General features: G+C 68.4%; 21 protein-coding genes. 6 read left to right on the forward strand and 15 right to left on the reverse strand.

Annotated elements, in window-relative coordinates:
• Positions 1 to 160: 160 nt before the first annotated feature.
• From Y958_RS28145 to Y958_RS28155, 3 genes are all read right to left on the reverse strand, one after another.
• Positions 161 to 751, reverse strand: coding sequence for a helix-turn-helix domain-containing protein (locus tag Y958_RS28145; RefSeq protein WP_004271904.1), 591 nt, complete (start codon positions 749 to 751; stop codon positions 161 to 163).
• A gap of 354 nt (positions 752 to 1,105) precedes the next feature.
• On the reverse strand, positions 1,106 to 3,079 hold the full coding sequence (locus tag Y958_RS28150) for a M61 family metallopeptidase (protein ID WP_186291546.1): 1,974 nt from the start codon (positions 3,077 to 3,079) through the stop codon (positions 1,106 to 1,108).
• 154 nt (positions 3,080 to 3,233) lie between these two features.
• Positions 3,234 to 5,033, reverse strand: a complete 1,800-nt coding sequence (locus Y958_RS28155; protein WP_145727551.1) for an HAD-IIIA family hydrolase — start codon at positions 5,031 to 5,033, stop codon at positions 3,234 to 3,236.
• Between the two features lie 190 nt (positions 5,034 to 5,223).
• Here Y958_RS28155 and Y958_RS28160 point away from each other — a divergent pair, with 190 nt between their 5' ends.
• On the forward strand, positions 5,224 to 5,811 hold the full coding sequence (locus Y958_RS28160; RefSeq protein ID WP_244909636.1) for a DUF4142 domain-containing protein: 588 nt from the start codon (positions 5,224 to 5,226) through the stop codon (positions 5,809 to 5,811).
• A 50-nt stretch (positions 5,812 to 5,861) separates the two neighbouring features.
• Here the strand turns inward: Y958_RS28160 and Y958_RS28165 are convergent, their stop codons facing one another.
• The 7 genes from Y958_RS28165 to Y958_RS28195 all read right to left on the reverse strand — a co-directional run bounded on the left by Y958_RS28165 (position 5,862) and on the right by Y958_RS28195 (position 13,040).
• A complete protein-coding gene (locus Y958_RS28165; protein WP_088875128.1) occupies positions 5,862 to 6,260 on the reverse strand; it encodes a methylglyoxal synthase in 399 nt (132 codons plus the stop codon).
• A gap of 30 nt (positions 6,261 to 6,290) precedes the next feature.
• The gene (locus Y958_RS28170) at positions 6,291 to 7,019 is read right to left on the reverse strand and encodes a FadR/GntR family transcriptional regulator (protein WP_040844859.1); all 729 of its coding nucleotides are present in this window, start codon (positions 7,017 to 7,019) and stop codon (positions 6,291 to 6,293) included.
• Between the two features lie 30 nt (positions 7,020 to 7,049).
• Positions 7,050 to 8,000 (reverse strand): SMP-30/gluconolactonase/LRE family protein, encoded by a 951-nt coding sequence (locus tag Y958_RS28175; RefSeq protein ID WP_088875129.1) that lies wholly within the window; start codon positions 7,998 to 8,000, stop codon positions 7,050 to 7,052.
• A gap of 1 nt (position 8,001) precedes the next feature.
• A complete protein-coding gene (locus Y958_RS28180; protein WP_004272359.1) occupies positions 8,002 to 9,567 on the reverse strand; it encodes a sodium/sugar symporter in 1,566 nt (521 codons plus the stop codon).
• Between the two features lie 123 nt (positions 9,568 to 9,690).
• Positions 9,691 to 10,320: a 2-dehydro-3-deoxy-6-phosphogalactonate aldolase gene (locus Y958_RS28185; protein WP_088875130.1), complete on the reverse strand. Its 630-nt coding sequence runs from the start codon at positions 10,318 to 10,320 to the stop codon at positions 9,691 to 9,693.
• 40 nt (positions 10,321 to 10,360) lie between these two features.
• Complete coding sequence (locus Y958_RS28190; protein WP_088875131.1) at positions 10,361 to 11,305, reverse strand: 2-dehydro-3-deoxygalactonokinase; 945 nt, start codon at positions 11,303 to 11,305, stop codon at positions 10,361 to 10,363.
• Between the two features lies 1 nt (position 11,306).
• A complete protein-coding gene (locus Y958_RS28195) occupies positions 11,307 to 13,040 on the reverse strand; it encodes an IlvD/Edd family dehydratase (protein ID WP_088875132.1) in 1,734 nt (577 codons plus the stop codon).
• Positions 13,041 to 13,470: 430 nt separating this feature from the next.
• Here Y958_RS28195 and Y958_RS28200 point away from each other — a divergent pair, with 430 nt between their 5' ends.
• Positions 13,471 to 14,325 (forward strand): SDR family NAD(P)-dependent oxidoreductase, encoded by an 855-nt coding sequence (locus Y958_RS28200; RefSeq protein WP_088875133.1) that lies wholly within the window; start codon positions 13,471 to 13,473, stop codon positions 14,323 to 14,325.
• A 2-nt stretch (positions 14,326 to 14,327) separates the two neighbouring features.
• On the opposite strand, the gene Y958_RS28205 is transcribed toward Y958_RS28200, so the two are convergent.
• Entirely contained in the window at positions 14,328 to 15,743 is a 1,416-nt protein-coding gene (locus tag Y958_RS28205; protein ID WP_088875134.1) for an aminotransferase-like domain-containing protein, read from the reverse strand.
• Positions 15,744 to 15,917: 174 nt separating this feature from the next.
• On the opposite strand from Y958_RS28205, the gene Y958_RS28210 reads away from it, so the two are divergent.
• Together Y958_RS28210 and Y958_RS28215 are read left to right on the forward strand one after the other, a co-directional pair.
• Positions 15,918 to 16,817: a LysR family transcriptional regulator gene (locus Y958_RS28210; protein WP_088875135.1), complete on the forward strand. Its 900-nt coding sequence runs from the start codon at positions 15,918 to 15,920 to the stop codon at positions 16,815 to 16,817.
• Positions 16,818 to 16,950: 133 nt separating this feature from the next.
• A complete protein-coding gene (locus Y958_RS28215) occupies positions 16,951 to 17,787 on the forward strand; it encodes an oxidoreductase (protein ID WP_088875298.1) in 837 nt (278 codons plus the stop codon).
• Between the two features lie 129 nt (positions 17,788 to 17,916).
• Here the strand turns inward: Y958_RS28215 and Y958_RS28220 are convergent, their stop codons facing one another.
• On the reverse strand, positions 17,917 to 19,401 hold the full coding sequence (locus Y958_RS28220; protein ID WP_186291547.1) for a methyl-accepting chemotaxis protein: 1,485 nt from the start codon (positions 19,399 to 19,401) through the stop codon (positions 17,917 to 17,919).
• A gap of 198 nt (positions 19,402 to 19,599) precedes the next feature.
• Here Y958_RS28220 and Y958_RS28225 point away from each other — a divergent pair, with 198 nt between their 5' ends.
• Positions 19,600 to 21,672, forward strand: a complete 2,073-nt coding sequence (locus Y958_RS28225; protein ID WP_088875136.1) for a M1 family metallopeptidase — start codon at positions 19,600 to 19,602, stop codon at positions 21,670 to 21,672.
• Between the two features lie 47 nt (positions 21,673 to 21,719).
• Here Y958_RS28225 and Y958_RS28230 read toward each other — a convergent pair whose 3' ends face one another.
• From Y958_RS28230 to Y958_RS28240, 3 genes are all read right to left on the reverse strand, one after another.
• Positions 21,720 to 23,744, reverse strand: a complete 2,025-nt coding sequence (locus Y958_RS28230) for a multicopper oxidase family protein (protein WP_088875137.1) — start codon at positions 23,742 to 23,744, stop codon at positions 21,720 to 21,722.
• Positions 23,745 to 23,817: 73 nt separating this feature from the next.
• Positions 23,818 to 24,291, reverse strand: coding sequence for a DUF1810 domain-containing protein (locus Y958_RS28235; RefSeq protein WP_088875138.1), 474 nt, complete (start codon positions 24,289 to 24,291; stop codon positions 23,818 to 23,820).
• Between the two features lie 146 nt (positions 24,292 to 24,437).
• The gene (locus tag Y958_RS28240; protein ID WP_145727549.1) at positions 24,438 to 25,064 is read right to left on the reverse strand and encodes an FMN-dependent NADH-azoreductase; all 627 of its coding nucleotides are present in this window, start codon (positions 25,062 to 25,064) and stop codon (positions 24,438 to 24,440) included.
• Positions 25,065 to 25,173: 109 nt separating this feature from the next.
• On the opposite strand from Y958_RS28240, the gene Y958_RS28245 reads away from it, so the two are divergent.
• Positions 25,174 to 26,190 carry a LysR substrate-binding domain-containing protein gene (locus tag Y958_RS28245; RefSeq protein ID WP_244909637.1) on the forward strand — a complete coding sequence of 339 codons (1,017 nt, stop codon included), beginning with the start codon at positions 25,174 to 25,176 and terminating at the stop codon, positions 26,188 to 26,190.
• The last annotated feature ends 93 nt before the right edge of the window (positions 26,191 to 26,283 follow it).

The following is a 26,283-nucleotide window of genomic DNA, read 5'->3' on the forward strand; positions in this document are numbered from 1 at the left end:
CGGGCCGCCTGATGCCGACGGGCCTTACCCTACCCTGGCGCCCCGTTCGGGACCAAGGTGGGATCGTTAGTGAAAGTGACCGAAAGGCCGCCACCGCCGTTCCGAAAATTCTGCCGGCGGCGCCTCAGACGGAATTATCTACTTGCTGCCGACCCGCCCCTTACTTGGCGCGCTGGGCCTTCTTGAAGACGCTGGGCGTGCCGACGTACAGCAACACCGCTTCCTGGTCCGTGCGGTTTTCCACCGTGTGCTTCATGCGGGCATCGAAATGCATGCTGTCGCCGGCCTTCAGGGTGGTGCGGGTGTTGCCGGCCGTAGCGTAAAGCTCACCCGACAGGACGTAGCGGAAATGCTCCCCATTGCGGGTATCCACTGGGAAGGCGTGGCCCGGCGGAATCTTCATCAGGATGATGTCCAGCTTGCGGTCATCCAGGTCCGACGCCAGGTCGATGTACTGGACGGGGCTGTCCACCTCGATGATGTTGGGCTTGGCGGCGCGGTGTACGATGGTGCCGGTGTTGGGCACCTGCATAAAAAAGGAGATGTCAACCTCCAGCGCCTCGGCCAGCGCCAGCAAGGACACCAGCGAGGGGACGCTGAGGTTGCGCTCCGCCTGGCTGATGAACGGCGCCGACAGGCCGGAGCGATCGGCTAGCTGCTGCAGCGTCAGGCCCATGTCCTTGCGACGCTTGCGGATTTGCTCCCCGATGGGCATGGACGGCTTTTTGGCCCGGGTACTCAAAATCTGCATTGGGACTCCTCGACCTTCCTCAACGGGCCGCCGCCAGGGGAATACCCGGCCGCCCCCACCTCCTCCTGAAACGCTAGGCCCCACTCCGAAACCGTTGGATCAGTCCCGGCCCTTTTTTCACACGCGCACCGTCTGCCCGGGCACCCCACCCGCATCTGGCCCACCCGCATCTGGATGATGCGCTTGGGGCGGGTCAAAAAATTTGAATCAGAAAATTTTGCGCTGCCACCATAGGATAATTTTGTTCCGTGTCCACCACCGGAACCTGGGGCCTGCATTGCGCAGAAATCCACCGTCCCGGACACTTTATTGCGCGCACCCCCGGCCCGCGCGGGGCCGGGGATGGCAGTTCCATCAGCTGCGCGGGGTCAGCAAATCATCCAGGCGTGCTGGCGTGCCTTCCACCCGTTCCAGGTGCGGGTAGCGCAGGCCGTCGTGGTAGTCGATGCGCACGATGCGGTAGCGGTCGCCGTTCTTCACGATCAGCTCCACCGCCGGACCCTGGCCCTTGGCCGCCGTCACCGCCGCCTTCATGCGGTCGGCGTCGTAGGCGACACCGTTGACCGCCACCACGCTGGTTCCCACGGTCAGGCCCATCTTGAAGGCCGGGCCGTTCCACTGGACGCTGGTCAGCATGCCGGCCTTGTCCAGGGCCAGGCCCAGGGAATAGGTCAGGTTCAGGGAACCCGGCGCCTCGTTGGCGCGGCTGGCCTCGGACAGCGGCTGGTCGGTGTAGACCAGCTTGTAGCCGCCCCGCGCCAGACCATCCAGCGGCGCGGACTGGTGGGTTTCCAGGCGCGTGCGCAGGAAGGTCGCCCAGTCATAGGGCTCCACCTGGTTCAGCGTCTTGACCACGTCGTCGAAGGTGTATGTCGCCGGGACATAGCTGCCGTCGTTGATGCCGAAGAAGGCCTTGGCGAAATCGTCAAGGCTGCGCTTGCCGCCCGACCGCTCGCGGATCAGGCTGTCGGCGTCCAGCCAGATCAGCTGGCCTTCGATGTAGTAATCCTCCGCGCGCTGCCAGCTGATCCACGGCGCCGGGCGGCGCATGGCGACGGTGGGGCCGTTGGTGGTGTCGGCCAGGTCACGCCAGGCGCGGCCCGCGCGGGTTTCCAGCGTGGCGGCCACGCCGGCCAGGTTGTCCAGCGCCTGCTGCCGGGTGGTCAGGCCGGCGCGCGCGGCCAGGACCCAGCCCCAGAACTGCGTCTGGCCCTCATACACCCACAGGCCGCTGTCGCGCATGGACACGTTGAAGTTGGGCGTCCACAGGTCAGCCGGGCGGCGGTACTTGCCGTTCCAGGAATGGGTGTATTCGTGCGACAGCAGCTCATGCCCCGCCGACTTGTTCCAGTCGGTGAAATAGGTGGGCGTGGTGCCGTTCTCGCTGGAGCGGTGATGCTCCAGCCCGATGTGGCCCAGCTTGTCGCTGAGCGCCAGCAGCATCTCGTAATGGTCGTAATGGCGGGCGCCGAACAGCTTGTCCGCCTGGACCACCAGGTTGCGGTGGAAGGCGATCTGGTCGGGCGTCGCCTCCAGTAACTCAGGCCGGTCGGCGACGATGTTCAGATGCATGGGGGAGCGCCCGCCCGGGTCCAGGTCCAGCCGGCGGTAGTAGCGGCCGGCGAACATGGGGCTGTCCACCAGGGTTTCGAAGGACACGGTCTTGAAGGTGGTGACGCCGTCCTTGCCCGCCTCCTTGGCCACGTCCAGCGCCGTGCCGAAGCCCCAGCCCTCCGGAAGCTTCACACTGGCCTCCACCGGGATGCGGCGGGTGAAGTAGCCGGCGGGGTACAGGGCCACCGCGTTCCACTGCACGTTCGTCATGTCGGGCGTCATGACAATGCGGCCCTGGTTGTCGGCGGTGGGGGAAACGAACTGGAATTCCATCTCCAGCGCCGTGGCACCCTTGGGCACGTCGACATGGAAGCCGTAAACCTCCACCGGGTCACGTTCCCATTCCACCCGCTGGCCATCGGCGGCCCCGCCCTTGGCATGGATGATCAGGCCGGCCAGCTTGTCGATGGCCCCGGTGGGGGAGTGGTTGCCGGGCAGCCACTTCGGGTACAGCAGGGTCATGGGGCCGGGACCCTTAACCGGCACCGATTCCTTCACCCAGAAAATGCGGCGCTCGGTATCGGTGGCATCGACCTGCAGCCGGATGGTGCCGGGATAGGCCACGTCCTGCGGCTCGGGTATGGGGGCCGCGGCGGGATAGGGCTGCGGCAGAACCTCATCAGCCCGGACCGGCACGGCCGACAGCGGGCTCATCAGGGCGGTACCGGCCGCCAGCAGGGCGGCCAGGGACAGGACGGAAGACTTCACGGACATCAAACCCCATCTTGTTGGCCCGCCCCGCGCAGGCATGTTGGCATGGGCCAGATCTTAGCTTAGCCCTTCAATTCATATGTAAAAATCTTGCATTGTTTCTTTAATAATTTGAACGGCGAAATTTTTGATACGCCGCGCCTCCATGCCCAGGGGGTCAGTCCAGCAGGCCGTCCAGGCTGGTTTCGGCATCCGCGTAACCTTTGCTGGCAAGGACGATGGGCCGCTCATCCCGCAGACGATCCTTATAGGTCGACTCGATACGGTCGTCCGACCAGCCCCGGCGCCGATATTCTGCGTGGAAGCGCGCCCTGCGGCCCGCCTCGTCCGTAGCGACGTAGAGGCGGCGCGTGGCCAGGGCCCGCCAGGCGGGCTGTGTCAGCGCGGGCACGCCCTCGACGATCAGGATATCGTCCGGCCCCAGGACAACATCCTCACGGCCGAGATGGCTGGTCTGGGTCAGCACATCATAGCGTGGCGGGGTGATGGCCGTGCCCCGGTTCGCCACAGCGGCCAGCGCCTGGCCCGCCGCCTCGAGATCATAGCGGCCCAGAACGCCCACGCCCCGCCGGTCGTGGGATTTCAGCCAACTGTCCAGGCTCAGCACCACGGCCCGGTGGCCCCGCTGACCCAGGCGCAAGGACAGGCACTGCGCCAACAGGCTCTTGCCCGCGCGGGCCAGGCCGCCGACCAGCACCACGTCGCCCGGCGCAATGCCGGCGGCCAAGCCGTCGAGATGCGCCGACAGGCCAGGCCAGACGTCCAGGATGAAGCGCACGGCATCGGCCAGGTCGTCGACCACGACGTGCGGCTGGGCGGCGCTCTTACCGTCGCGCCCGCCATGGCCGTCACGCACCAGGATGCCGCCCATGCCGCAGATCCGCGCCAGTCCCATGTCGCTGGAGCTGTCTCCGACCATCCACGAGCGGGCGACGTCGATGTTCAGGTCGGCCGCCGCCGCGTGGACCATGCCCGGCTTGGGCTTGCGGCAATCACAGCGGACCAGCAGCGACGGCACCCCACCGGGCAGGGTGGGGTCGGGATGATGCGGGCAGAAATAGATCCGGTCGACGTACGCCCGCTCGGCACCCAAGCCCGCTTCCAGGCGGGCATGGATGGCGTCCAGCGTATCCAGGGTGCACAGCCCCCGAGCGACCGCCGCCTGGTTGGTCACCACCGGCGTGCGGAAGCCGGCCCGGTTCAGCCGCGCCAGCGCGGGCGCAGCGTTGGGGATCAGTTCCAGCGCCGCCACACTGTTGACGCTGCCCTTCTCCACGTTCAGCACGCCGTCGCGGTCCAGGAACACGGCAGGCTGGGGTGAGCGCAGCGACAGGCGGTCGGGCAGGCCGGCGGCCACGTCCGCCCGCGCCCGATCCAGATCGTCCGCCGAGGCGACGCGGCGGACATATTCCGGGCTGAGATGGCTCTGCACCACGCGGCCCGTTCGTAACAGGCGATCCACCAGCGGCCGGCCCCACAGGTCGCCAGCGGCCAGCGCCCGCCGCTCCACGACGTAAGGGCCGGGCCATGCCTGGTTATGGAAATCACCCACGTGCGGCGGGGCATGAACGCCCCGAACCCGGCCGTCCTCCGCCCTGTCGACCAGGTCGGCGTCCGTCATATCGTCGCTGGGCCGTAGCAGCAGGGTAGCGTCCGCGCCCTGGCGGCGGTGATGGTCCAGCAGGCGATCCAGATCCACCTCCAGCAGGACGTCGCCGGGCAGAACCACCATGGTCCCGGCCTCCCCGGCCGCCTCCCCCGCCCTGGGCGCCACCCGCACCGCCAGGCCCCAGCGGGCGCCATCGCCGCAGTACCGGGCGACGGCGGCCGAACCGCTCAGCACCAGCACGTCGCGCAGGGCGGACCGGGCGATCATCACCAGCTGCCGGCCCAGCAGGGGCATGCCGGCGACGTCGGTCAGGGCGGGAGTGTCGCCGTCGCCCGCAAGAATGACCACCTGGGCCAACTCCGTCCCCCATCTCTCACTCACCATCCGCCGGCGGCGGGTTGCCACCATAGGAGGCGGGGGGCCGCCGGCGCAATAACAGCGACCGGCGGAACCGAACAGCCGCCTTGGCACTTCTGCTGGGGTTGTGGGTGGCCCACCCGGACCGCCCGACCCAATCCCGTCATGAGGAGTTGCCATCATGAGGACCCTGACCGGCAAGGCGGCCGCCGCCTCCGCCCTGTGCCTGATGCTGTTCGCCCCCGCCGTCGCCACCCCGGCGTCGGCGCAAGACTCCGTGGGCGACAAGGCCAAGTCCATGGGCGAGAAGACCGGCGCCAATTCCGTGCTGGGCGTCACCCCGCGCACGGAGGACTTCGTGAAAGAGGTCGCCATCGGCGACATGTTCGAAATCCAGTCCAGCGAGCTGGCACAGGAGAAGGGCGACGCGGCCACCAAGAGCTTCGCCGCCCAGATGATCGAGGCGCACAAGAAGACTTCGGCCGAACTGAAGACCATCGTCACCGGCGGCACCGTGCAGGCGACCATCCCCACCGCACTGGACAACACCCACCAGAAGAAGCTGGACAAGCTGAACAGCTTGAGCGGCGCCGACTTCGTGAAGCAGTACCGCGAGGATCAGGTGAGCGTGCACAAAGACGCCGACAGCGCCTTCCAGCGCTATGCCAAGGGCGGCGACAACGCGGCCCTGAAGGACTGGGCCGCCAAGACAGAACCGACCATCGCCTCGCATCTGGAAATGGCCAAGACCCTGGACAAGACGAAGTAAATCCCGTGATCACCGGCAAAGAGGGGCGGCCCGCAGGGGCCACCCCTTTTTCATGCCATGGCCGCCACCAGCAGGCTGGCGGTGGCGGGGTTGCAGGCGAAGGGCAGATCGGCCAGCGTCGCCAGGCGCAGCAGGGCCTTCACATCCACGTCGTGCGGCAGGGTGCCCAACGGGTCGACGAAGAAGATCATGATGTCCAGCCCGCCCTCGACGATCATCGCGCCGATCTGCTGATCGCCGCCCAGCGGGCCGCTGCGCAGGCGGGTCATGTCCAGGCCGTCGATCACCTCCGCCACCCGGGTACCGGTGGAGGAGGTGGCGTAGATTTTTCCCGCCCGTAGGAAATCGGCGTGGGCCAGGGCCCAATCGACCATCGCCTGTTTCTTGCCATCATGGGCGATCAGCCCGATGGCAAGCCTGCCATTTTCACGACTGGCGTCTTCACGCATCCTGCAGACTCCGGATTTTCAGGCGGGATCTCACGAGGCCGCGGCCTTGCCCTCAGCCTCCTCGCCCTGCGACAGCAGGTCCAGCGCCTCCTGCATCAGGTAGCGCATGGCGGCCTCTGCCCGGGGGGGATCGCCCGCCAGGATGGCCTCGGCCACGGCGTTGTGGTCGGCCACGCTGGCCAGGCGCACGCCCTTATACTGGTTGGTGCGCCGGATGCTGAAACGCAGGGCGGTGTCGATCAGTTCCCGCAGCTGCAGGTAAAAGCGGTTGCCGCTGGCCTTCAGAATGGCGACGTGGAAGTTGATGTCCGTGGTCAGGGGGTCATCCTCCCCCCGCTCGGCCGCGTACATGCGGTCGATGGCCACCTTGATGGCGGCCTTCTCCGCCGGTGTCGCCCGGGCGGCGGCCAGCTGGGCCGCAAGCGGTTCCACGGCCAGGCGGATCTCGGTGAATTCGGCCAGCAGGGGCAGGGAGAACTTGCGCTCCAGAATCCAGCGCAGCACGTCGGGGTCCAGCAGGCTCCAGCTTTCCTCGGGCTCGACCCAGGTCCCCTGGCGGGGGCGGGCGCGCAGCAGACCCTTGGCCGTCAGCATCTTCACCGCCTCGCGCAGCACGCTGCGGCTGGCGTTGTAGTGCTTGCACAGGTCGGCCTCGATGGGGAAGGGCTTGTCGGCGCTGTAGGTCCCGGTAACGATCGCGGCCCCCAGATCCTGGACGATGGCGAACGTCAGGTTTTGGCCGCGAAACTTGGCAATCATCCCTTCCCCCACATTATTCCTCACAACTACTTATATCCCTGCCGACGCCAATTTGAACGCACTATCGACCAAGCCGCGCGTGCCGATGATACCGATATCATACACGAACAGGGTGCCGGCATCGGGATCGGCCGCGATCTCCGCCGCCGTCATGCCTTCACGCGCCGTGGTGACGAACAGCAGGGTCAGGTCCGGCCCGCCGAAGGCGACGCAGCTGACGCGCGCCGTGGGCACGGGAATGACGCCGGAAACGCTTCCATCCGGGGCGTAGCGCACCACCTGCGACGCCCCCCACTGCGCGCTCCACAGATGGCCGGCGGCGTCGATGTTGGCGCCGTCGGGGAAGGCCCCCTCTTCCGTCGTCACGAAAACGCGTTCATTCGACGGCATACCGGTGGCCGGATCGTAATCGAAGGCGCGAATCCGGCGGGTGGGGCCGTCGGTGTAGTACATGCGGGTGCCGTCCGGGCTCCAGCACAGGCTGTTGGAGATGAGGGCGCCGTGCACCAGGGGCGTGGCCCGGTCCCGCCCATCCAGGCGGTAGAGCGCGCCGGCCAGCGACTTGGCCGCCCGCGCCGCCTCATCCTCCACCATCGTGCCGGCCCAGAAGCGGCCCTGGCGGTCCACCCGGCCATCGTTGAAGCGAACGCCGGCGGGCAGGTCCTGACGCGCCAGCCATTCCACCACCCCGCTGCGCGGGGTGAACAGGGCGAAGCCGCTTTCGAAGGCCACCACCAGGCGGCCGGAGTCACCCTCGATCAGGCCGAAGGAGCAGACGCGTTCCGGTGCCGCGAAGGTTTCCACCGCGCGGCTGGCCCAGTCCAGCCGGTGCAGGCGGCGCTCGTGAATGTCCGTCCACCACAGCGACTGGTCGCGTTCATCCCAGGTGACCCCTTCGCCCAGGGTGTTGCCCAGGGCGAAGGTGGCGACCAGCGGAGCATCGAGCACCGGATGGGCGTTCGGCGGACGGGCGTTCGTCATTTTACCACCAGGTGATGTAGAGGGCGGACAGGACGACCAGCACCACCAAGGCCGCGATGTTGAAGCCGGTGGTGGTGGAGTAGTCGATGCCCTTCAGCTTGACCTTGATCTGGCCTGGGATGGCGGCCGGGGCCGCCAGCGACACCAGCACCGCGCCGGCCAGGCACAGCAGGAACACGACGCCCACGCGGTCCATGAAGGGCAGTTCCGGCAGCCAGATCTTGAAGGCCAGCGACAGCACGGCGGAGCCGATGGCGGCCGTCAGGGCGCCGGCGGCGCTGGCGCGGGCCCAGAACATGCCCAGCAGGAAGATGACGCAGATGCCGGGCGTGAAGAAGCCGGTGAATTCCTGGATGTACTGGAAGGCCTGGTCGAAGTTGCCCAGCAGGGGCTTCGCCACCACGATGCCGATCAGCACAGCCACCACGCTGACGATGCGGCCCACGGCCACCAGATGGTGCTGGGACGCGTTCGTCTTGATGTGGGCGTAGAGGTCCAGGGTGAAGATGGTGGCCACGCTGTTGATCTTGGACGCCAGCGACGCGACGATGGCCGCGACCAGGGCCGCGAACACCAGGCCCTTCAGGCCCACGGGCAGCATCTTCATCAGCTCCGGGTAGGCCTGGTCGGGCACCGGCAGGTTGGGGATCAGCATCACGGCGGCCAGGCCCGGCAGCACGATGATGACCGGCATCAGCAGCTTCAGGAAGGCGGCGAACACCACGCCGCGCTGCGCCTCGCGCACCGACTTGGCGGCCAGGGCGCGCTGGATGATGTACTGGTTGAAGCCCCAGTAGGACACGTTCATGACCCACAGGCCGCCCACCAGGACGGAGATGCCGGGCAGGTCCTTGTAGAAGGGGCTGTCCTTGGTCAGGATCAGCTTGAACTTCTCCGGCACGTTGGCCGCCAGCTGGTGGAAGCCGGCCACCACGCCCTGGCCGTCCGCGATCTGGTTCAGGGCCAGATAGCTGATGATCAGCCCGCCCATGACCAGCAGGCCCACCTGCACGATGTCGGTCAGCGCCACCGCCTTCAGCCCGCCGAACAGGGAATAGGCGCAGGCGAACAGGCCCAGCGCGATGAGGGCGTACATCTGGTCCACGCCCGCCACCGCGTGCACCGCGATGGAGCCCAGCCACAGGATGGAGGCCAGGTTGACGAAGACGTAGACACCCAGCCAGAACACGGCCAGCGTCAGGCGCACGCTGGGACCGTACCGCTGCTCCAGGAACTGGGGCATAGTGTAGATCTGGTTTTCCAGGAAGATGGGCAGGAAGTACTTGCCCACGATGATCAGGGTCAGCGCCGCCATCCATTCATAGCAGGAGATGGCGAGGCCGATGGCGTAGCCGGAGCCCGCCATGCCAATGATCTGCTCCGCCGAGATGTTGGCGGCGATGAGGGAGGCGCCGATGGCCCACCAGGGCAGCGATCGGCCGGCCAGGAAATAATCCTTGGCATTCTTCTCATGGCCGACCTTTTCCCGCGACACCCACTGCGCCAGCAGGAAAATGAACACGGCGTAGAATCCCAGCACCGCGATATCAAGCGTCGCCAAACCCATCGGCGTACCCCCCTTATGTTATTTGGCCTTTTCGAGGCCCCCTCAGTCGCCGGAAATGTCCGGCGGACGCGGGTCGCGTCCCACCGCCACCGAGGGTCGGTGGCGGGTCCTCAGTATCAGACTTCACGAAAGCTTCAGCGCGGCGCGCACGGCGGCCACCAGGCCGGCGGCCCGGTCCGCCATCTGGCCCAGATCCACGCCCGGCTTGTACAGGTCGCCGCCGGAGCCGAAGCCGGTGACGCCGGCGTCCACCCAGGGCTGCAGGTTGGCGGCGGTGACGCCGCCCACGGCGTAGACGGCGACATCGGCCGGCAGCACGGCCTTCAGCGCCTTCACATGGCCGGGCGCGTGGCTGCTGGCCGGGAACAGCTTCAGGTAGCGGGCGCCGGCGCCGATGGCGGCGAAGGCCTCGGTCCCGGTCGAGAAGCCGGGCATGGACACCATGTCCAGCGCCACGGTGCGGGCGATGACGGAAACGTCGACGTTGGGCGAGACGATCAGCTGGCCGCCCACGGCGCGCACCGCGTCCACCTTGTCCGGCGACAGCACGGTGCCCGCCCCCACCAGGCATTCGTCGCCGAAGGTCTGCACCAGCCGCTCGATGCTGCGCAGCGGCTCCGGCGAGTTCAGCGGCACCTCGATGGCGCGAATGCCAGCGTCGTGCAGGGTGCGGGCCACGGCCACCACCTCATCGGGCGTCACCCCGCGCAGGATGGCCACCACGGGCATGTGCTTCAACCAGGCTTCGGTCATGACGCGTTCCTTCACAGGGGGGCCCTTCACAGGCGGCCCTTCACAAACGGCGGAAATAGGCCAGCAGGCCGGCGGTGGATTGCTCGGCGCCGTTCAGCGCCAGGGCGGCCACGCCGTGGCTGGCCAATGCCAGGGTATATAGGGTGTTCAGCGCCGGGGTGCCGACCAGGACCACCCGCGTGGGCGCCGGCCTGCCCAGCGCCCGGTGCCGGGCCAAGGTGGCGGCCACGTCGCCGCCGATGACCAGGCCGGACAGGAAGCCCAGGGCGTCCTTAGGCGTCAGCACGCCCGCCATCTGCCGGGCGCGGGTTTCGAACAGCAGGTGCAGGACGTCGGCGCCCGCCTCCGCCACCCGGGCCAGGCCCTGGCGGAAACCGGCGTCCGGCGCGCCATCCCATTCGGCCGCCCCGCGCGCCAGGGTGCTGTGCTTGGACAGCAGGGCGTAGATCTCACCCGACATGGCGGTGGTGAAGCCGGTGATGCGGCCATCCGACAGGTCCACCCACTTGGAATGGGTGCCGGGCAGGCACAGCAGGTGGTCGCCTGTGGCGAGATCCGGATGAGTGATGAGGGCACCCAGCACCTGGGTTTCCTCCCCGCGCATGACGTCGGGGGCCCCCTGCAGGTTGGTGCCCTTCACGCCCGGCGCGATATAGACGGGCCGGCCCCCCTCACCTTCGAATGGCAGATCGATGCGGTGGAGATGCCCGGCGATCTCCCCCGCCCCCGCCGGGGCGGCGGCGTAGGGCACCTCCACCCAGCCGAGGGTGGAGCCCACCATGCCACACAGCAGCAGGGGCAGGCGGCCGTAGGCGGCGTCCCAGTCGGCCAGCAGGCCGCGCACCGTGTCGGGGAAGCCACCCACCGGCACGGCGGCGGCCCCGGGACCGGTACGGGTGTCCAGCACGGCGCCGTCCGCGTCAACCAGCGACAGGCGCAGGTTGCTGGTGCCCCAGTCGCCGGCGATGAAGACGGGTGCCGTCATGTCAGTGCGACTCCCGCGTGACGCGGTCGCCGCTGGCGCCCACCAGGAAATCCAGATCGCAGCCCTTGTCGGCCTGCATCACATGCTCGACATGCAGGCGGTAGTAGCCGCGCGCCGGGATGGGGGCGGCGGGCTGGGCCGCCAGCTCGGCCCGGCGGCGGGCCAGCTCGGCCTCATCCACCAGCAGGGACAGGCTGCGGCCGGGGCCGTTCAGCTCGATCTCATCGCCCGTGCGCACCAGAGCCAGCGGGCCGCCGGCAGTGGATTCAGGGGCGACGTGCAGCACCACGGTGCCGAAGGCCGTGCCGCTCATGCGGGCGTCGGAGATGCGCACCATGTCCTTGACCCCCTTGGCCAGCAGCTTGGGCGGCAGGGGCATGTTGCCCACTTCCGGCATGCCGGGATACCCCTTCGGGCCACAGCCGCGCAACACCAGCATGGAGGTTTCGTCCACCTCCAGCGCCGGATCGTCGATGCGGGCCTTGAAGTCCTCGATGGTGTCGAACACCACGGCGCGGCCACGATGGGTCAGCAGCTCGGGCGAGGCGGCGTTGGGTTTCATCACCGCGCCATCGGGCGCCAGGTTGCCGCGCAGCACCCAGATGCCCGAGACGGGCTTCACCGGGTTGGTCCTGGGGCGGATGACCTCGTCGTTGTAGACCTCGCCCTCGGCCACGATGTCGCCGATGGTCATGCCGCCGACGGTGACCGCGTCCAGGTTCAGCTTGTCCTTGATCTTGGTCATCAGGCCCGGCAGCGCGCCGGCGTAGTGGAAATCCTCCATCAGGTACTGGCCCGAGGGCTGCAGGTCCACCAGCAGGGGAATGTCGGCGCTCAGGGCATCGAAGTCCTCCAGCGACAATTCCACGCCCAGCCGGCCGGCCAGGGCCAGCAGGTGGATGACGGCGTTGGTGGACCCGCCGATGGCGGCATGCACGCGGATGGCGTTCTCGAACGCGGCGCGGGTCAGGATGTGCGACGGCTTCACGTCGTCCTTGACCATGGCGACGATGCGGCGGCCCGTCTCATGCGCCATGGCGCGGCGGCGGGCGTCCATGGCCGGCAGCGTGCCGTTGAAGGGCAGCGACAGGCCCATGGCCTCGATCAGGCAGGCCATGGTGGAGGCGGTACCCATGGTCATGCAGGTGCCGGGCGAGCGGGACATGCCGGCCTCCGCCCCCATGAAGTCCTTCAGCGTCATCTCGCCGGCGCGCACCGCCTCGCTGAACTTCCACACGTCGGTGCCGGAGCCGATGTCCTTGCCGCGGTACTTGCCGTTCAGCATGGGGCCGGAGGAGATGACCATGGTGGGCAGGTCGACGCTGGCCGCCCCCATGATCTGGCCCGGGGTGGTCTTGTCGCAGCCGCCCAGCAGCACCACGCCGTCGATGGGGTTGCCGCGGATCGATTCCTCGACCTCCATGGCCAGCAGGTTGCGGAACAGCATGGCGGTGGGGCGCATCTGCGTCTCGCCCAACGACATGGCGGGGAATTCCACCGGCAGGCCGCCGGCCTCCCACACGCCGCGCTTCACATGCTCCGCCACCTCGCGCAGGTGGGAATTGCAGGGGGTCAGTTCCGACCAGGTGTTGCAGATGCCGATGACCGGCCGGCCGTCGAACACGTCGCCGGGCAGGCCCTGGTTCTTCATCCAGCTGCGGTGGATGAACCCGTCGCGGTCCAGTTTTCCATAGCTGTGCGCGCTGCGTAACGTCCGCTTGCCGTCGTCGGTCATCGTCTACCGTCCACCTCGGGGGCCTGGAACGGCCCCTGTCCTTGGCACAGGGTGGGGTGATGGATGGCCGGACCCTTCAAGGCGCAGGCCTGGTCGTGGCCTGGGCACGCAAGTCAACCGGTCGCCCGCGGCGGCTGATGGCATGGCGCCAAACAGTGGCCGCCCGCACCCGCCGTTTCCCCACCCAATGTCGTTATGATAGGAGGTCCCGGCGCGGTTTGCGGTATCGTGACCGCCATGGCACGAACCCACGACCCGGCACCCAGCCTCCGGTTCCTGGTATGATTTATCGGACAAAAATAGCCCCTGTAAAGGGGATTTGGTGCCATGGGCAATTGCGGCCTGGGTGGGACCGTTCTAACTATCCTTCCTGACCCGGCCGTCACGTGGCCCAACACGCCCATGGGCCCAATGCAAGGAAGGCGCCCCCATGCCAGACAGCAACCAGACCGCCACCGGTCCCATCAACACACCGGAAGAGCCGCCGCCCGGCGCCCCGGAAGGCGTCACCCAGCATCTTTATCCCGTCTATGGCGACTTGGCGGGCAAGGCCGTGCTGATCAGCGGCGGGGGGTCGGGCATCGGCGCCTATCTCACCTACGCCTTCGCGGCCCAGGGCTGCCGCGTCGCCTTCATCGCCCTGCGTGAGCAGTCGGCCATGAACCTGGTGCAGGCGGTGGAGGCCGCGACCGGCCAGCGCCCCGTGTTCCTGCGCTGCGACCTGCGCGACGTGGAGACGCTGCAGGCCAAGGTGCGCGAGGCGGAGGCGCAGATGGGCGCCTTCGACGTGCTGGTCAACAACGCCGCCCGCGATGACCGCCACGCCACCGCCGACATGACGGTGGCGGAGTGGGACGACAACCTGGCCATCAACCTGCGCCCGCAGTTCTTCCTGGCCCAGACGGTGGCGCCGGGCATGAAGCGCGCCGGCGGCGGCGCCATCGTCAACCTGGGGTCCACCGCCCACAATTTGGGCCTGGCGGGATACCCGGCCTATGTCGCCGCCAAGGCCGGCGTTACGGGCCTGACCCGGGCGCTGGCCCGCGAGTTCGGCCCCGACGGCATCCGCGTCAACACCGTGGTGCCCGGCTGGGTCATGACGGAACGGCAGCAGCGCCTGTGGGTGACGCCCGAGGCCCTGGCCGAAACCCTGGCCGCGCAATGCCTGAAGCGTCCCCTGTCGGGCGAGGACATCGCCAGCGCCGTGCTGTTCCTGGCCTCACGCGCCTCATCCATGATGACGGGGCAGTCGCTGGTGGTGGATGGCGGCCGCACCATGGGCTGAGGTCAAATCACCCCTGTCGCCCCGCCCCTGGGTCCCGCCAGCAGGCCAGCCACGCGGATCAGCGCCCCCTTCAGCGACGCCGCGTCGGGGGCGGCGCCTAAGGCCAGGCGCACGGCGGCGGGCACCGGGGTGTCGGATGAGAGGAAGGCGTCGCCCGCCACCAGGGTGAGGCCGGTGCGGGCGGCGCGCTGGACGAAGGCGTGCGGCGTCCAATCGGGCGGCAAATTGAGCCACAGGTGCAGGCTGTCGGGCTGGGCCTGGTAGCTGCCTGGGGGCAGCAGCTCCGCCGCCAGGCGCTGGCGCGTCGCCGCCTCGGCCCGGATGGCCTCCGCCAGGGTGGCGGCGGTGCCGTCCAGGATCCAATCCGCCGCCAGGCCGGCCGCCAAGGGTGAGGGCATCTGCGTCTGGGTGCGCAGCACGCCCTCGAACCGTTCCGCCTGGATGGCGTCGGGCGCGGCGACATAGGCGGTGCGCAGCGCCGGGGTCAGGCATTTGGACAGGGTGGCCACGTGCCAGACCTGGGCGGGGGCCAAGGCCGCCAGCGGCGTGCCGGGGGTGGCCGCCAGCGCGCCATAGGCGTCATCCTCCACCACCGTCAGGCCCTGGGCCTGGATCATGGCGGCCAGAGCCTGCCGCCGCCCTTCCGACATCGTCGCGGTCGTCGGGTTATGGTGGGTGGGGGTGCAGTAGAGCAGGCGGGCGCCGCTGCTGCGACAGGCGGCCGCCACCGCATCGGGCACCAGCCCCTCGCCATCGCAGTCCACCGCCACCACCCGCAGCCCCAGGCGCGCCGCAATGGCGGTGAAGCCGGGATAGCTCAGCGTTTCCGCCAACACCACGTCGGCCCGCTGCGCCAGCAGGGACAGGAGGGCGTGCAGCGCCGCCTGCGCCCCGGGCGCCACCAGCACGCGGTCGGCATGGGGACTGGTGTTGGCCGCCAGCCCGGCGGCGGTGTAGCGGCGGCGCAGCCAGGCGGCCCCGGCCGTGCGTTCCGTCGCCCCGCCGCCCGCGGCGCGATAGCCCAGACGGCGCCCCAGGTCCGGCGCCCGCACGAATCGCTCCAGCCCCTGGGCCAAATGGGTGCGCAGCAAGGCCAGCGGCTGCGGCGGCACGTTCATGGACATGTCGATGTCGCCCTGGGCCAGGGGCGCCATGTCCGCCGCCGCGCGGTCGGAGATGAAGGTGCCCCGCCCCACCACGCCCGACAGCAGGCCGCGATGCCGCGCCTCGGCATAGGCGCGGGTGACGGTGGTGAGATCGATGCCCAGCGCCTCCGCCAAGGCCCGCTGGGTGGGCAGGCGTTCCCCGGGAACGAGGCGCCCGGCGCCGATGTCGGCCGCCATGGCGTCGGCGATGGCCAGATAGAGCGGCCCGCCCCGATCGCTCAGCCGGGGCTTCCACACGTCGTCGTCGGCCATCCCATCCCTCCCCTGTCCGAAATTGCATGGATTATGTGTATGCGGACAATCGGCATAGAAAGCCCTGCAATGGCCTTATGCCATGATTTCCATCAAGTAGTGTCGGCTGACACAGCGACGGCGCCATCCGCCATGCTACCCATCCCCGGTTGATCCTGAAGGGGAAGGGATAGAATGCGGGGCAGTGAGTTCGCCGACCTGCGCGCGTTCGCCACCATCGTGGCGTACGGCACCTTCGCGCGGGCGGCGGTGCAGTTGAGCGTCTCCCCCTCCGCGCTCAGCCAGACCATCCGAGGTTTGGAGGCGCGGCTGGGCGTGCGCCTGCTGAACCGCACCACGCGCAGCGTTTCCGTCACCGATGCCGGTTCGCGCCTCTACGCCCGCTTGAAGCCGGTGCTGGAGGAACTGGAGGCCGCCGTCGCCGACGTGAACGACCTGCGCGAGCGACCGGCCGGCACCCTGCGCCTGACCTCCTCTCGCGTCGGGGCGGAGCGGTTCCTGGCGCCCATTCTGGGCCCATTCCACCGCGCCTATCCCGACATCGTGCTGGACACCACGGTGGATGACGTGGTGCGCGACATCGTGGCGGAAGGCTACGACGCCGGAATCCGCCTGGGCGAGATGATTTCCGACGACATGGTGGCCATCAAGCTGGGCGGCAGTTTGCGCCAGGTGGCCGTCGCCACCCCAGAGTACCTGGCCCGCCACGGCGTGCCCCAGCATCCGCGCGACCTGCTGGACCATGCCTGCATCAACTGGCGCTGGACGGAGACGGGCCGCATCTACCACTGGGAATTCCAGGAGCCGGGCGGCGACTGGTTCTCCGTCGCGGTGAAGGGCCCCATCATCGTCACCGACCGCAGCATGGTACTGGCCGCCGCCCTGCAAGGCGTGGGCATCGCCCTGTGGCTGGAGGACCGCATCCTGCCCTATGTCAAGGACGGCCGGCTGGTGCCGATCCTGGAGGAATGGTCGGGCGCCTTCCCGGGGTTTTTCCTGTGCTATCCCAAGCAGCGGCACACACCCCTGCCCCTGCGCGTCTTCACCGATTTCATGCGCGCGACCTACGGCTGATTATGCACGCCGCCCTTCATTAACCGTTTCGACTATAGCGCATACCGCACAGAGCGGCCGCCCCCCATCTTCAGCGCATCCCCCGGCCCCCAATCCCATTTTTCGGGCCGGCTTTTCAGGAAGGATGCGGATCATGGTCAACGACACCCAACAGGTCTGGTTCATCACCGGCATTTCGCGCGGTTTCGGTAAAGAGTTGGCGCGCACCCTGCTGGACCAGGGCCAAGTCGTCATCGGCACCACCCGCGACGGCCAGAGCGACCTGCCCGCCGACGGCCGGTCGCACGTCCTGCCGCTGGACGTCACGGACACGGCCCAGGTCAAGGAGACGGTGGCCAAGGCCCACGCCCTGCACGGCCGCCTGGACGTGGTGGTCAACAATGCCGGCTATGGCCTGCTGGGCGCGGTTGAGGATGCCGACACCGCCGCCACCCGCCACATGTTCGAGGTCAACTTCTTCGGCGCGCTGGCGGTGATGCAGGCGGCCCTGCCGCTGATGCGGGCGCGGCGATCCGGCCATATCGTCAACATCACCTCCATCGCCGGGCTGGCGCCGGGGGTGGGGTCCGGCCTGTACGCCGCGTCCAAGTTCGCGCTGGAGGGCGTGTCGCTCAGCCTGGCGCAGGAGGTGGCGCCCCTGGGCATCGGCATCACGCTGGTGGAGCCGGGCGCCTTCCGCACCGACTTCCTGACCGATCATTCCCTGCGGCTAACCGGCGCCCCCATCACGGACTATGCCGCGACGGCCGGGGCGGCGGTGGCCCGCCTGCAGGCGCTGAACGGCAGGCAGCCGGGGGACCCGGTGCTGGCCGCCCGCGCCATCGTGGCCGCCGTGCGCTCACCCAACCCGCCCCTGCACCTGGTGCTGGGCACCGACGCCTGGAACCGGGTACAGGCCCGGCAGGAGGCGTTCACCACCAACCTGGCCGACTGGCGGTCGGTCGCGCTCAGCACCGACTTCCCGGCTTAAGTGTCTTCCAGGCCTGAGATCACAGCGTTTCCAGGCGGCGGCGCGTGTCCGCCGCCTGGTCGCTCAGGCATTCGAGGATGAACTGGCAATGCTGGTTGGCGGCATCGGGCTGGCGCCGGGATGTTCCGCTTACTGGGCCAACACGCGGGCCGCTTCCCGGGTCTTGTCCACCATGGTTTCCACCTGCCGGATGGCGCGGCCGATGTCGTTGATGTTTTCGGTCACGGTGTCCACCGCGCCGGCCGTCTGCTGCATGTTCTGCGACATTTCCAGCGTGACCGCACCTTGCTGCTCCACCGCCGCGACGGCCGAGGTGACGTGGTCCCGCACGGCATCGATGGACCGGCGGATGCCCTCCAGGGCGCCGACCACCTCACCAGCCACGGACTGCATGCCGGTGATCTCGTCCGAAATCCCTTGCGTGGCGCTTGCCGCCTGGTTGGCCAGGTTCTTCACTTCCGTCGCGACGACGGCGAAGCCCTTGCCGGCGTCCCCCGCCCGCGCCGCCTCGATGGTCGCGTTCAAGGCCAGCAGGTTGATCTGGCCGGCGATCCCGCGGATGACGTCCACCACCCGCTCCATGGATTGGGCGACAGCGTTGAGGCGCTCGGTCGCCGACCCGGCGGTTTCCGCCTCGGCCGCGACACTGTCCACCGCCTGACGGGACTGGGCCATGCTGGCCGCCAGTTCGCGGGTGGACGCGGCCAACTGCTCCGCCCCGGCGGCGATGCCCTGGACCGAGCCGGCCGTCTGGTTCGCCGCCGCGGCCACGCCCTCGGACCGGCTCACCGACTGCTCGACGGCGGTGTCGATTTCCTTGAAGTTGCTGTCGATCAGCTGCTTCAGGTTTGCCAGCATGCGCACCTGGCGGGTGATATCGGTGGCATACTTCACCACCTTGTACGGCCGGCCGTCGGGATCGAGGATGGGGTTGTACGAGGCCTCTATCCAGACCTCGCGCCCGCCCTTGCCTATGCGCTTGAACTGCGCCGCTTGGAACTCACCCCGGCGCAGGGCTTCCCAGAACTGGTGGTATTCCGGCGTGTCCCTATAGCCCGGTTCCACGAACAGGCTGTGGTTCCGGCCCTCGACCTCCGCCGCCGTGTAGCCCATGGTGTTCAGGAAATTGTCGTTGGCGCGCAGGATGGTGCCGTCCAGGCTGAACTCGATGACCGCCTGCGACTTGTTGATGGCCGTGACCTGGCCCAGCAGGTCGGCGTGTTCCCGCTTCGCCGCCGTCACGTCGGTCGCGTACTTCACCACCTTGTACGGCTGGCCGGCGCGGTCGAGGATGGGATTGTATGAAGCCTCGATCCAGACTTCGCGGCCGCCTTTTCCCAGGCGCTTGAACTGCGCGGCACGGAATTCCCCCCGGCGCAGACTGTCCCAGAATTGGCGGTATTCCAGGCTGTCCCTATACCCTGGCGCCACGAACAGGCTGTGATGCCGTCCCTTAACCTCGGCCAGGGTATAGCCCATGGCGCTCAGGAAGTTGTCGTTGGCGGTGAGGATGGTGCCGTCCAGGGCGAACTCGATAATGGCCTGTGACTTGCCCAGGGCGGCCAGCGTCGCCTTCATGTCCCGGATATGCCGCACCAGAAAAGACCGAAACATTAACCGCTCCACGTTAAAATTTACTGACCAACCATCCGGAGGCGGATGCTGCCCATTGCCGCAGGGCTTCCCCTCTTTTGCGCAATACCCCATGATGGCAGTGACTTAACGGCCGGCGCCACGCCTTGGGCAGGGGATGAGGGCGCCCGGCCACCTATCCTTCCGCTTCCTGAAACGACAGCAAAGGTCGCCTTCTCCATGGCCATGTCCTGGTTCCGCCGCACCGTGTCCATCGGGTTCGCACTGGCCTTGACAGCCATGGGAACAAGCCATGGCCAAAGCGCTCAACCTACCGATACGCAGCAAGCCTCGCCGCGGATCACCCAGCAGCTGGAAAAGCCCGCCGACCCCGAACCGCCGCTGGCCACCGCCTATCGTCCATTCGAGGCGTTCGCGCCCCTGACCCTGCCACAGGCGGTGAACCAGTACCGGTCGGGCAGCGGCCTGCCGGGCCCGGCCTATTGGCAGAACCGCGCGGATTATGAGCTGCACGCCCGCCTGGACCTGAGCAACCCCGACACCCCCGCGCTGACCGGCAGCAGCGTCATCCGCTACACCAACAACAGCCCGGACGCGCTGGACCGGCTGTGGCTGCAGCTGGATCAGAACATCTATCGCAAGGACGCGCGCGCGGCCGTGGCCGGCGGCAGCCGACCCAGCCGGGGCAACACCGACGGCATGACCATCAAGGCCGTCGCGGTCGATATGGGGGACGGCAAGGTGGTGGCCCTGCCCTTCCACATCGACGACACCCGCATGTGGATAGACCTGCCCAAGCCGCTGGCGGCCAAGGGCGGCAAGCTGGCGCTGCACATCGACTACACCTACACCATCCCCGGCACCTGGGGCGGGCGCACGGCGCACACGCCCACCCAGAACGGCGAGATCTATGAGATCGCCCAGTGGTACCCGCGGATGGCGGTTTACGACGACCTGCGCGGCTGGGACACCCTGCCCTATCTGGGGTCGGAGTTTTATCTGGAGTATGGCGACTTCGACTACACCGTCACCGTGCCGGCCGCCATGCTGGTGGCGGGTTCGGGCGAGCTGGTGAACGGGGCAGAGGTGCTGACGCCCACGCAAGTGAAGCGCCTGGACCAGGCCCGCGCCAGCGACGCCACGGTCATGATCCGCATGCCGGAGGAGGTGACGGATCCCGGCAGCCGCCCGCGCACCAATGGGGAAATGACCTGGCATTTCCGCATGCGGAACACCCGCGACGTGGTGTTCGCCGCCTCCGCCGCCTTCGTCTGGGACGCCGCGCGCGTGAACCTGCCGGAGGGCAAGCACGCGCTGGCCATGTCGGTTTACCCGGTGGAGGGCGTGGGGCCGGACAAGTGGAACCGGTCGACGGAGTACCTGAAGGCCTCCATTGAGCATTTCTCCAGCCAGTGGTTCCCCTATCCCTGGCCCGTCGCCGTGAACCTGGGCGGCCACGGTGCCGGCATGGAATATCCGGGCATGGTGTTCGACGGGTACAAGGACCAGGGCAAGAACCTGTACTGGATCACGGCGCATGAGATCGGCCACACATGGTTCCCCATGATCGTGGGCTCGAACGAGCGGCGCGACGCCTGGATGGACGAGGGGTCGAACACCTTCATCGACATCTACGCCCAGGACGCCTTCAACCACGGCGAATACGCCCCCAAGCGCGACGGGGAATACGCGCCCGGCGGCGGCAACCCGGTGGACGAGATCCTGCCCCTGCTGGCCGACGCCGCCGCGCCCAACATCGTCAACGCCCCCGACGGCATGTCGGAGAAGTACCGCCACCCCGTCAGCTATTTCAAACCGGCCCTGGGCCTGGTGCTGCTGCGCGAACAGATCCTGGGGCCGGAGCGGTTCGACGCCGCCCTGCGCCGCTATATCCGCGCCTGGGCCTACAAGCACCCCTCGCCGTCCGACTTCTTCCGCGCCATGGAATCCGGGGCGGGCGAGGACCTGACCTGGTTCTGGCGCGGCTGGTACTTCAACAACTGGGCGGTCGACTTCGCCGTGCGCAAGGTCGCCTATGCCGAGGGCGGGCCGGACAAGGGCGCCCTGGTCACCCTGGCGGCCCTGGACCGCCTGGTCCTGCCGGCCACCCTGCAGGTGGACTACGCCGACGGCAGCCAGCGCAGCCTCCGCATCCCGGTGGAGACCTGGCGCGGCCGGGCCGAGACCACCGTGCGCCTGGACGGCGGGCCCGCCATCACCCGCGTCACCATAGACCCCACCCACGCCCTGCCGGACACCAACCGGGGCAACGACGTGTGGGAAATGAAGTAGATGAAAGCAGTGGGGCCGCCGATTAAGCGCCGGCGGTCCCTTTCAGCTCAGTGTTGCCCTGCCCCCTCGTGGTGATGGGCGTGCGGAGTGATGGTGGGCGCGTGGCCCGCTTCCACCATCTCCACCAGTTCCATCATGCCGTTATCCTCGTGGCTGGTGTTGTGGCAGTGCATGACGATGGCGCCGGTGTAGTCCAGCGCCTGGCTGAGGAACTGCACCACCTCGCCGTAATTGAAGCCGGTGTTGGCGTCGACGTTGGTCAACCCGCCCGGGAAGGTGCAGTTCGTCCCCCCCACCGTCGGGGCGCAATTGATCAGCACCGTATCGCGCCAGATGGGGAAGGCATAGTCGACCGTCCCACGCTTCATCACCTGAAAGGGATTGGTGTGGATGTGGAACATGTGGGTGTCAGCGGCGCTCATCACCCCCCACAGGTTCGTCTGGCCCAGGGTCAGGATGCGCTGCGGCCCGCCTTCGGCATTGAAGGGACGGCCGTTGACCACCGAGGCGCCACCGGCCGATTCCGCGTAGGTGCCGCTGGTGAAGCCGAACACCACCCCCTGGGTGGGTGAGGCCGGCCGATCGGCCGCATCCACCAGGGTGGCGGGGGCGTACAGCCGGTTCAACTGAGACTGGGTGGGCAGGGCGGTCGCCGTGGGCCCGGACGCCGCCGCCACCACCACGTTCACCGTCATCACCAGCTGGGCGTCGGGGACCACACCGGGCTTGCACAGGTCGCCGATACCGGGCTGGCGCGCCAGGGGATCCTGCGAGGATTGCTGCCGCTTCACCACCGTGCCGGGGGCGGGCTGGACCAGCAGGTAGCGGCCGGGCTTGGCCGGGGCCTTGACCATCAGGTCCAGGCGCTGGCCGGGCGCCAGGAACAACAGCTCATTGTTGACCACCCCCTTGCCGTCCGGCTTGGCCACCGGCGCCGTCAGGCGCAGCGGCAGGTCCTCTTCCCCCGCCGACAGGGGGCGCTGCACCGGCACGCCATCAGCCGCCAGGACATAGGCGGCGGGCGCCGCCGCCGCGTCCACGCCGGTTTGGGGCACCAGGCACATGGGCACCACCGTGCCCACTGTGGTGTTCACCACCCGCCACAACTGCACCTCATCCGTCGTCATGGTGACGGTGGGGTTCAGCTGGCCATTGACGGACAGTTTCTGGTTGACGTTCTGCGCCGGCTCGGGCGCCGGTTGGCCGTCGACATAGGTACAGCGGGCGAAGGAATAGACGCTCTTGCACGTCACCCGCTGCGGGCTGGTCAGGTTGGGCGCGGATTCGATGCTTTGCAGCAGCATGACCTTTTCCGCCGCTCCCCGCACCGCGGGCAGGCTGTCGATGCCGTTCTTTTCATCCTGGATGATCAGCGCGCCGCTCATGCCACTGGCCAGCTGCAGGGCCACCGCCCCGTGCTTGTGCGGGTGGTACCAATAGGTGCCGGCCGGATGCTGCTCCGGTATCTTGATGCGGTAGTGGTAGTCCCCCTTCTGGCACAGGCTGGCGTCGCCGTTCGCGTCCCGCACGCACATGGCCATGACATCGGCCGGCGTGTCGGCCGGATAGATGGTCAGCAGGACATTGTCGCCATCCTTCTGCGGGCTGACGTGCAGGCCGTGGGTGTGCAGGTTCAGCACGTCGAAGCCATGGGGCACGGCGTTGAACATGGTGCCGTCGCCCTCGTCCGCGTCGAACGGCAGGCCGTTGGTGAACAGAATGTCCAGCGTGTCGCCGGGATGGGCGCGGATGGTGGGACCGGCCAGCAGCTCACCCGTCGGCAAGGCAGCCCCCATGACCTGCTTGCGCGCGGTCACCGCCGCCTTCACCTCCGCCCCCTTGCGGTCGCCGAAGCTGACGAAGGCGTTGGCCTGCACCTTCAGGGGCGCGCCGCCGCCGTTGGGCAGGGTGAAGATCTGCGGGAAGGCCATCAGCTGCGACACGCCGGCCACCACCGGCACCGGTGCCGGCTGGACCAGTTCCCCCGCCAGCGCGGGGCCGGCGGCCAGTGCCGTAAGGGCCAGGGCCCCCAAGATCAGGGCCCGCCGGCCCGGCTTCGCGATAATGGACATGCACGTTCCCCCGTCAGCGTATCCCTTTGGGACACACTGCCCGATAGACGCGTATAGATCCAGATGACACTACTTATGCAGGCATTTTATCGGCGGCACCGGCCAACTGCAGCGTTCGGTCGTCAGGCTGGCCGTCGAAGTACTTGTCCAGCGCATCCTGAAACAGGCTGTCGCAGTCACCAGCCGCCAGGTGGAACAGGGTCATGCTGGAGCGGAACTTCAGCGCGTCCACGGGCCCGAACACAGCCCGGGCGTCATGGCCTGGCAGCTCGTTGACCAGGCCGGTCAGCTGGCGCAGGCGCCCGCCCAGGATGGTGTGCTCAAGGTAAGCCCGCGCCTCGTCCAGCGAGGCCAGGGCGTAGTGTTGCGACGTCGCACTTTGACCCAGCCCGGCGATCTGGGGGAAAAAGTACCACATCCAATGGCTGCGCTTGTGCCCGATGGTCAGCTCCTGGATCACCGTGTCCAGCTGCGGGTTCTGGGCATCGACGAAGCGTTGCAGGTCCCAATGCGGGCTGGCGGTGGATGAATCGACAGGGTGGTCCATGGCTCCCTTCCCTTATTCCCACGACGGCCGGCGCACAGCATACACCGGCGAAAGAAAACCGGCGCCCCTGACGCCCCCCGGGGAGGGGATCAGGGACGCCGGCTTCCAACCGCCAACGGGGGAATTTTGTTCAGGGACCGGAGGTATCAGGCGGCCTGGGCCACGAACAGGTCGCCGATCTGGGTGTTGGCGGCGGTCAGCGCGCCGGCCTTGGCGTCGGGACCCATGGCGACACCCTCGGCGCGGACGATGGTGACGTCGGTCATGCCCAGGAAGCCGAGGAAGGCCTTCAGATAGGCTTCCTGATGGTCCAGCGCCGCCTCATACGGGGTGCCGGCGTACTTGCCGCCGCGGGAGGAAACGACGATGACCTTGCGGCCGCCGGCCAGGCCCTGGGGGCCGGCCTCGGTGTAGCGGAAGGTACGGCCGGCCTGGGCCAGGCGGTCCAGGTAGGACTTCAGCTGGCTGGGGATGGAGAAGTTGTACATGGGGGCGCCGATGACCACGACGTCAGCCGACAGCAGCTCGTCCACCAGGGTGTCGACCAGCGCGCGCTCGGCCTGTTGCGCCGGGGTCAGGTTCTGGTCGGCGCCGAACTTGGCGACGGCCAGCAACTCGGCGTCCAGGTGGGCGGGGGCCACGGCGGCGACGTCACGGTACGTCACCTCGCCCGACGGGTTGGCCTGCTGCCACGCCTGGACCACGGCGGCGGTCAGCTGGCGGGAGACGGAGGCCTGGGCCAGGGGGCTGGAGTCGATGTGCAGGAGCTTCATGATCCATACTCTCATTTCTGGGATGGGCGCCGGTGAGGACCGGCCGCCGAAGACCCCTTGAGATTGCCACTGGAACGCTCTTGCCATCAGGGGCCAGATTTCACACTCTATGTTCCATGATTGGAACAATGGCCGCCCCCGGCAACCGGGCGGCGATCGGGGCACCACCATGCGCGACCTGAACGACCTCTACTACTTCGCCCAGGTGGTGGAGCACGGCGGCTTCGCCGCAGCGGAGCGGGCACTGGGCGTGCCCAAGTCCACTCTCAGCCGCCGCGTCTCGATGCTGGAGGACCAGCTGGGTGTGCGGCTGCTGCAGCGTTCCACCCGCCGCTTCGCCGTCACCGACGTGGGCCGCACCTACCACGCCCACTGCCTGGCCATGATCGCCGAGGCTGAGGCGGCACAGGAGGTGGTGGACCGCACCCGGGCAGAGCCGCAGGGTACCGTGCGCGTCAGCTGCCCCACCGCCCTGGTGCCCACCCGCGTGGGGTCGGTCGTCACCCGCTACATGGCGCAACATCCCCGTGTGACCATCCGGCTGGAGGCCAGCAACCGCCGCGTCGACGTCATCGAGGAAGGCTACGACTTGGCGATCCGCGTGCGCATGCCGCCGCTAGAGGACAGCGACCTGATCGTCAAGGTGCTGGAAAGCCATGGCTCGGCCCTGGTGGCCAGCCCCGCCTTTCTGGATCGCCACGGCCGGCCCGCCACACCGGAGGAGCTGTCGGCCCTGCCCGCCGCCGACATGCCGCGCACGGGTGGCGACTACGTCTGGCGCCTCTATGGCCCCGACGGCATCCTGCGCACCGTGCCGCATCAGGCCCGCCTGATCACCGAGGACATGGCCCTGCTGCGCGATGCGGCGCTGACCGGGGTCGCCGTCGCCCAGTTGCCCCACTTCATCATCGACAACTATCTGGCTCAGGGCATGCTGGAGGCGCTGTTGCCCGGCTGGACCCTGCCGGCGGGCGTGGTGCACGCGGTGTTCCCCTCGCGCCGGGGCCTGGTGCCGGCGGTGCGCGGCTTCATCGACGCCTTGGCGGCGGAATTCGCCGAGCGGCCCACGGCCGCTTGCCCCGCCAATCCCGCCTGGATCGGCGGCGGGCCCAGCCTGGGGCTGTAGCGGCACAGCAGGGTGGCCCGCCCGCCGTGGCAGGAAAACCACCTTGGCCGCACATCTGCAACCATCCCCACCCTTTGCCCTTGACAGCAGGGG

The organism is Nitrospirillum viridazoti CBAmc, from assembly GCF_000730165.1.
Lineage (GTDB): Bacteria > Pseudomonadota > Alphaproteobacteria > Azospirillales > Azospirillaceae > Nitrospirillum > Nitrospirillum viridazoti.

Excerpts from the sequence above, each read along its gene's own strand:
- Y958_RS28145 (WP_004271904.1), bottom strand. The coding sequence starts at position 751 with ATGCAGATTTTGAGTACCCGGGCCAAAAAGCCGTCCATGCCCATCGGG.
- Y958_RS28150 (WP_186291546.1), bottom strand. The coding sequence starts at position 3,079 with ATGTCCGTGAAGTCTTCCGTCCTGTCCCTGGCCGCCCTGCTGGCGGCC.
- Y958_RS28160 (WP_244909636.1), top strand. The coding sequence starts at position 5,224 with ATGAGGACCCTGACCGGCAAGGCGGCCGCCGCCTCCGCCCTGTGCCTG.
- Y958_RS28165 (WP_088875128.1), bottom strand. The coding sequence starts at position 6,260 with ATGCGTGAAGACGCCAGTCGTGAAAATGGCAGGCTTGCCATCGGGCTG.
- Y958_RS28170 (WP_040844859.1), bottom strand. The coding sequence starts at position 7,019 with ATGATTGCCAAGTTTCGCGGCCAAAACCTGACGTTCGCCATCGTCCAG.
- Y958_RS28175 (WP_088875129.1), bottom strand. The coding sequence starts at position 8,000 with ATGACGAACGCCCGTCCGCCGAACGCCCATCCGGTGCTCGATGCTCCG.
- Y958_RS28180 (WP_004272359.1), bottom strand. The coding sequence starts at position 9,567 with ATGGGTTTGGCGACGCTTGATATCGCGGTGCTGGGATTCTACGCCGTG.
- Y958_RS28185 (WP_088875130.1), bottom strand. The coding sequence starts at position 10,320 with ATGACCGAAGCCTGGTTGAAGCACATGCCCGTGGTGGCCATCCTGCGC.
- Y958_RS28190 (WP_088875131.1), bottom strand. The coding sequence starts at position 11,305 with ATGACGGCACCCGTCTTCATCGCCGGCGACTGGGGCACCAGCAACCTG.
- Y958_RS28195 (WP_088875132.1), bottom strand. The coding sequence starts at position 13,040 with ATGACCGACGACGGCAAGCGGACGTTACGCAGCGCGCACAGCTATGGA.
- Y958_RS28200 (WP_088875133.1), top strand. The coding sequence starts at position 13,471 with ATGCCAGACAGCAACCAGACCGCCACCGGTCCCATCAACACACCGGAA.
- Y958_RS28205 (WP_088875134.1), bottom strand. The coding sequence starts at position 15,743 with ATGGCCGACGACGACGTGTGGAAGCCCCGGCTGAGCGATCGGGGCGGG.
- Y958_RS28210 (WP_088875135.1), top strand. The coding sequence starts at position 15,918 with ATGCGGGGCAGTGAGTTCGCCGACCTGCGCGCGTTCGCCACCATCGTG.
- Y958_RS28215 (WP_088875298.1), top strand. The coding sequence starts at position 16,951 with ATGGTCAACGACACCCAACAGGTCTGGTTCATCACCGGCATTTCGCGC.
- Y958_RS28220 (WP_186291547.1), bottom strand. The coding sequence starts at position 19,401 with ATGTTTCGGTCTTTTCTGGTGCGGCATATCCGGGACATGAAGGCGACG.
- Y958_RS28225 (WP_088875136.1), top strand. The coding sequence starts at position 19,600 with ATGGCCATGTCCTGGTTCCGCCGCACCGTGTCCATCGGGTTCGCACTG.
- Y958_RS28230 (WP_088875137.1), bottom strand. The coding sequence starts at position 23,744 with ATGTCCATTATCGCGAAGCCGGGCCGGCGGGCCCTGATCTTGGGGGCC.
- Y958_RS28235 (WP_088875138.1), bottom strand. The coding sequence starts at position 24,291 with ATGGACCACCCTGTCGATTCATCCACCGCCAGCCCGCATTGGGACCTG.
- Y958_RS28240 (WP_145727549.1), bottom strand. The coding sequence starts at position 25,064 with ATGAAGCTCCTGCACATCGACTCCAGCCCCCTGGCCCAGGCCTCCGTC.
- Y958_RS28245 (WP_244909637.1), top strand. The coding sequence starts at position 25,174 with ATGTTCCATGATTGGAACAATGGCCGCCCCCGGCAACCGGGCGGCGAT.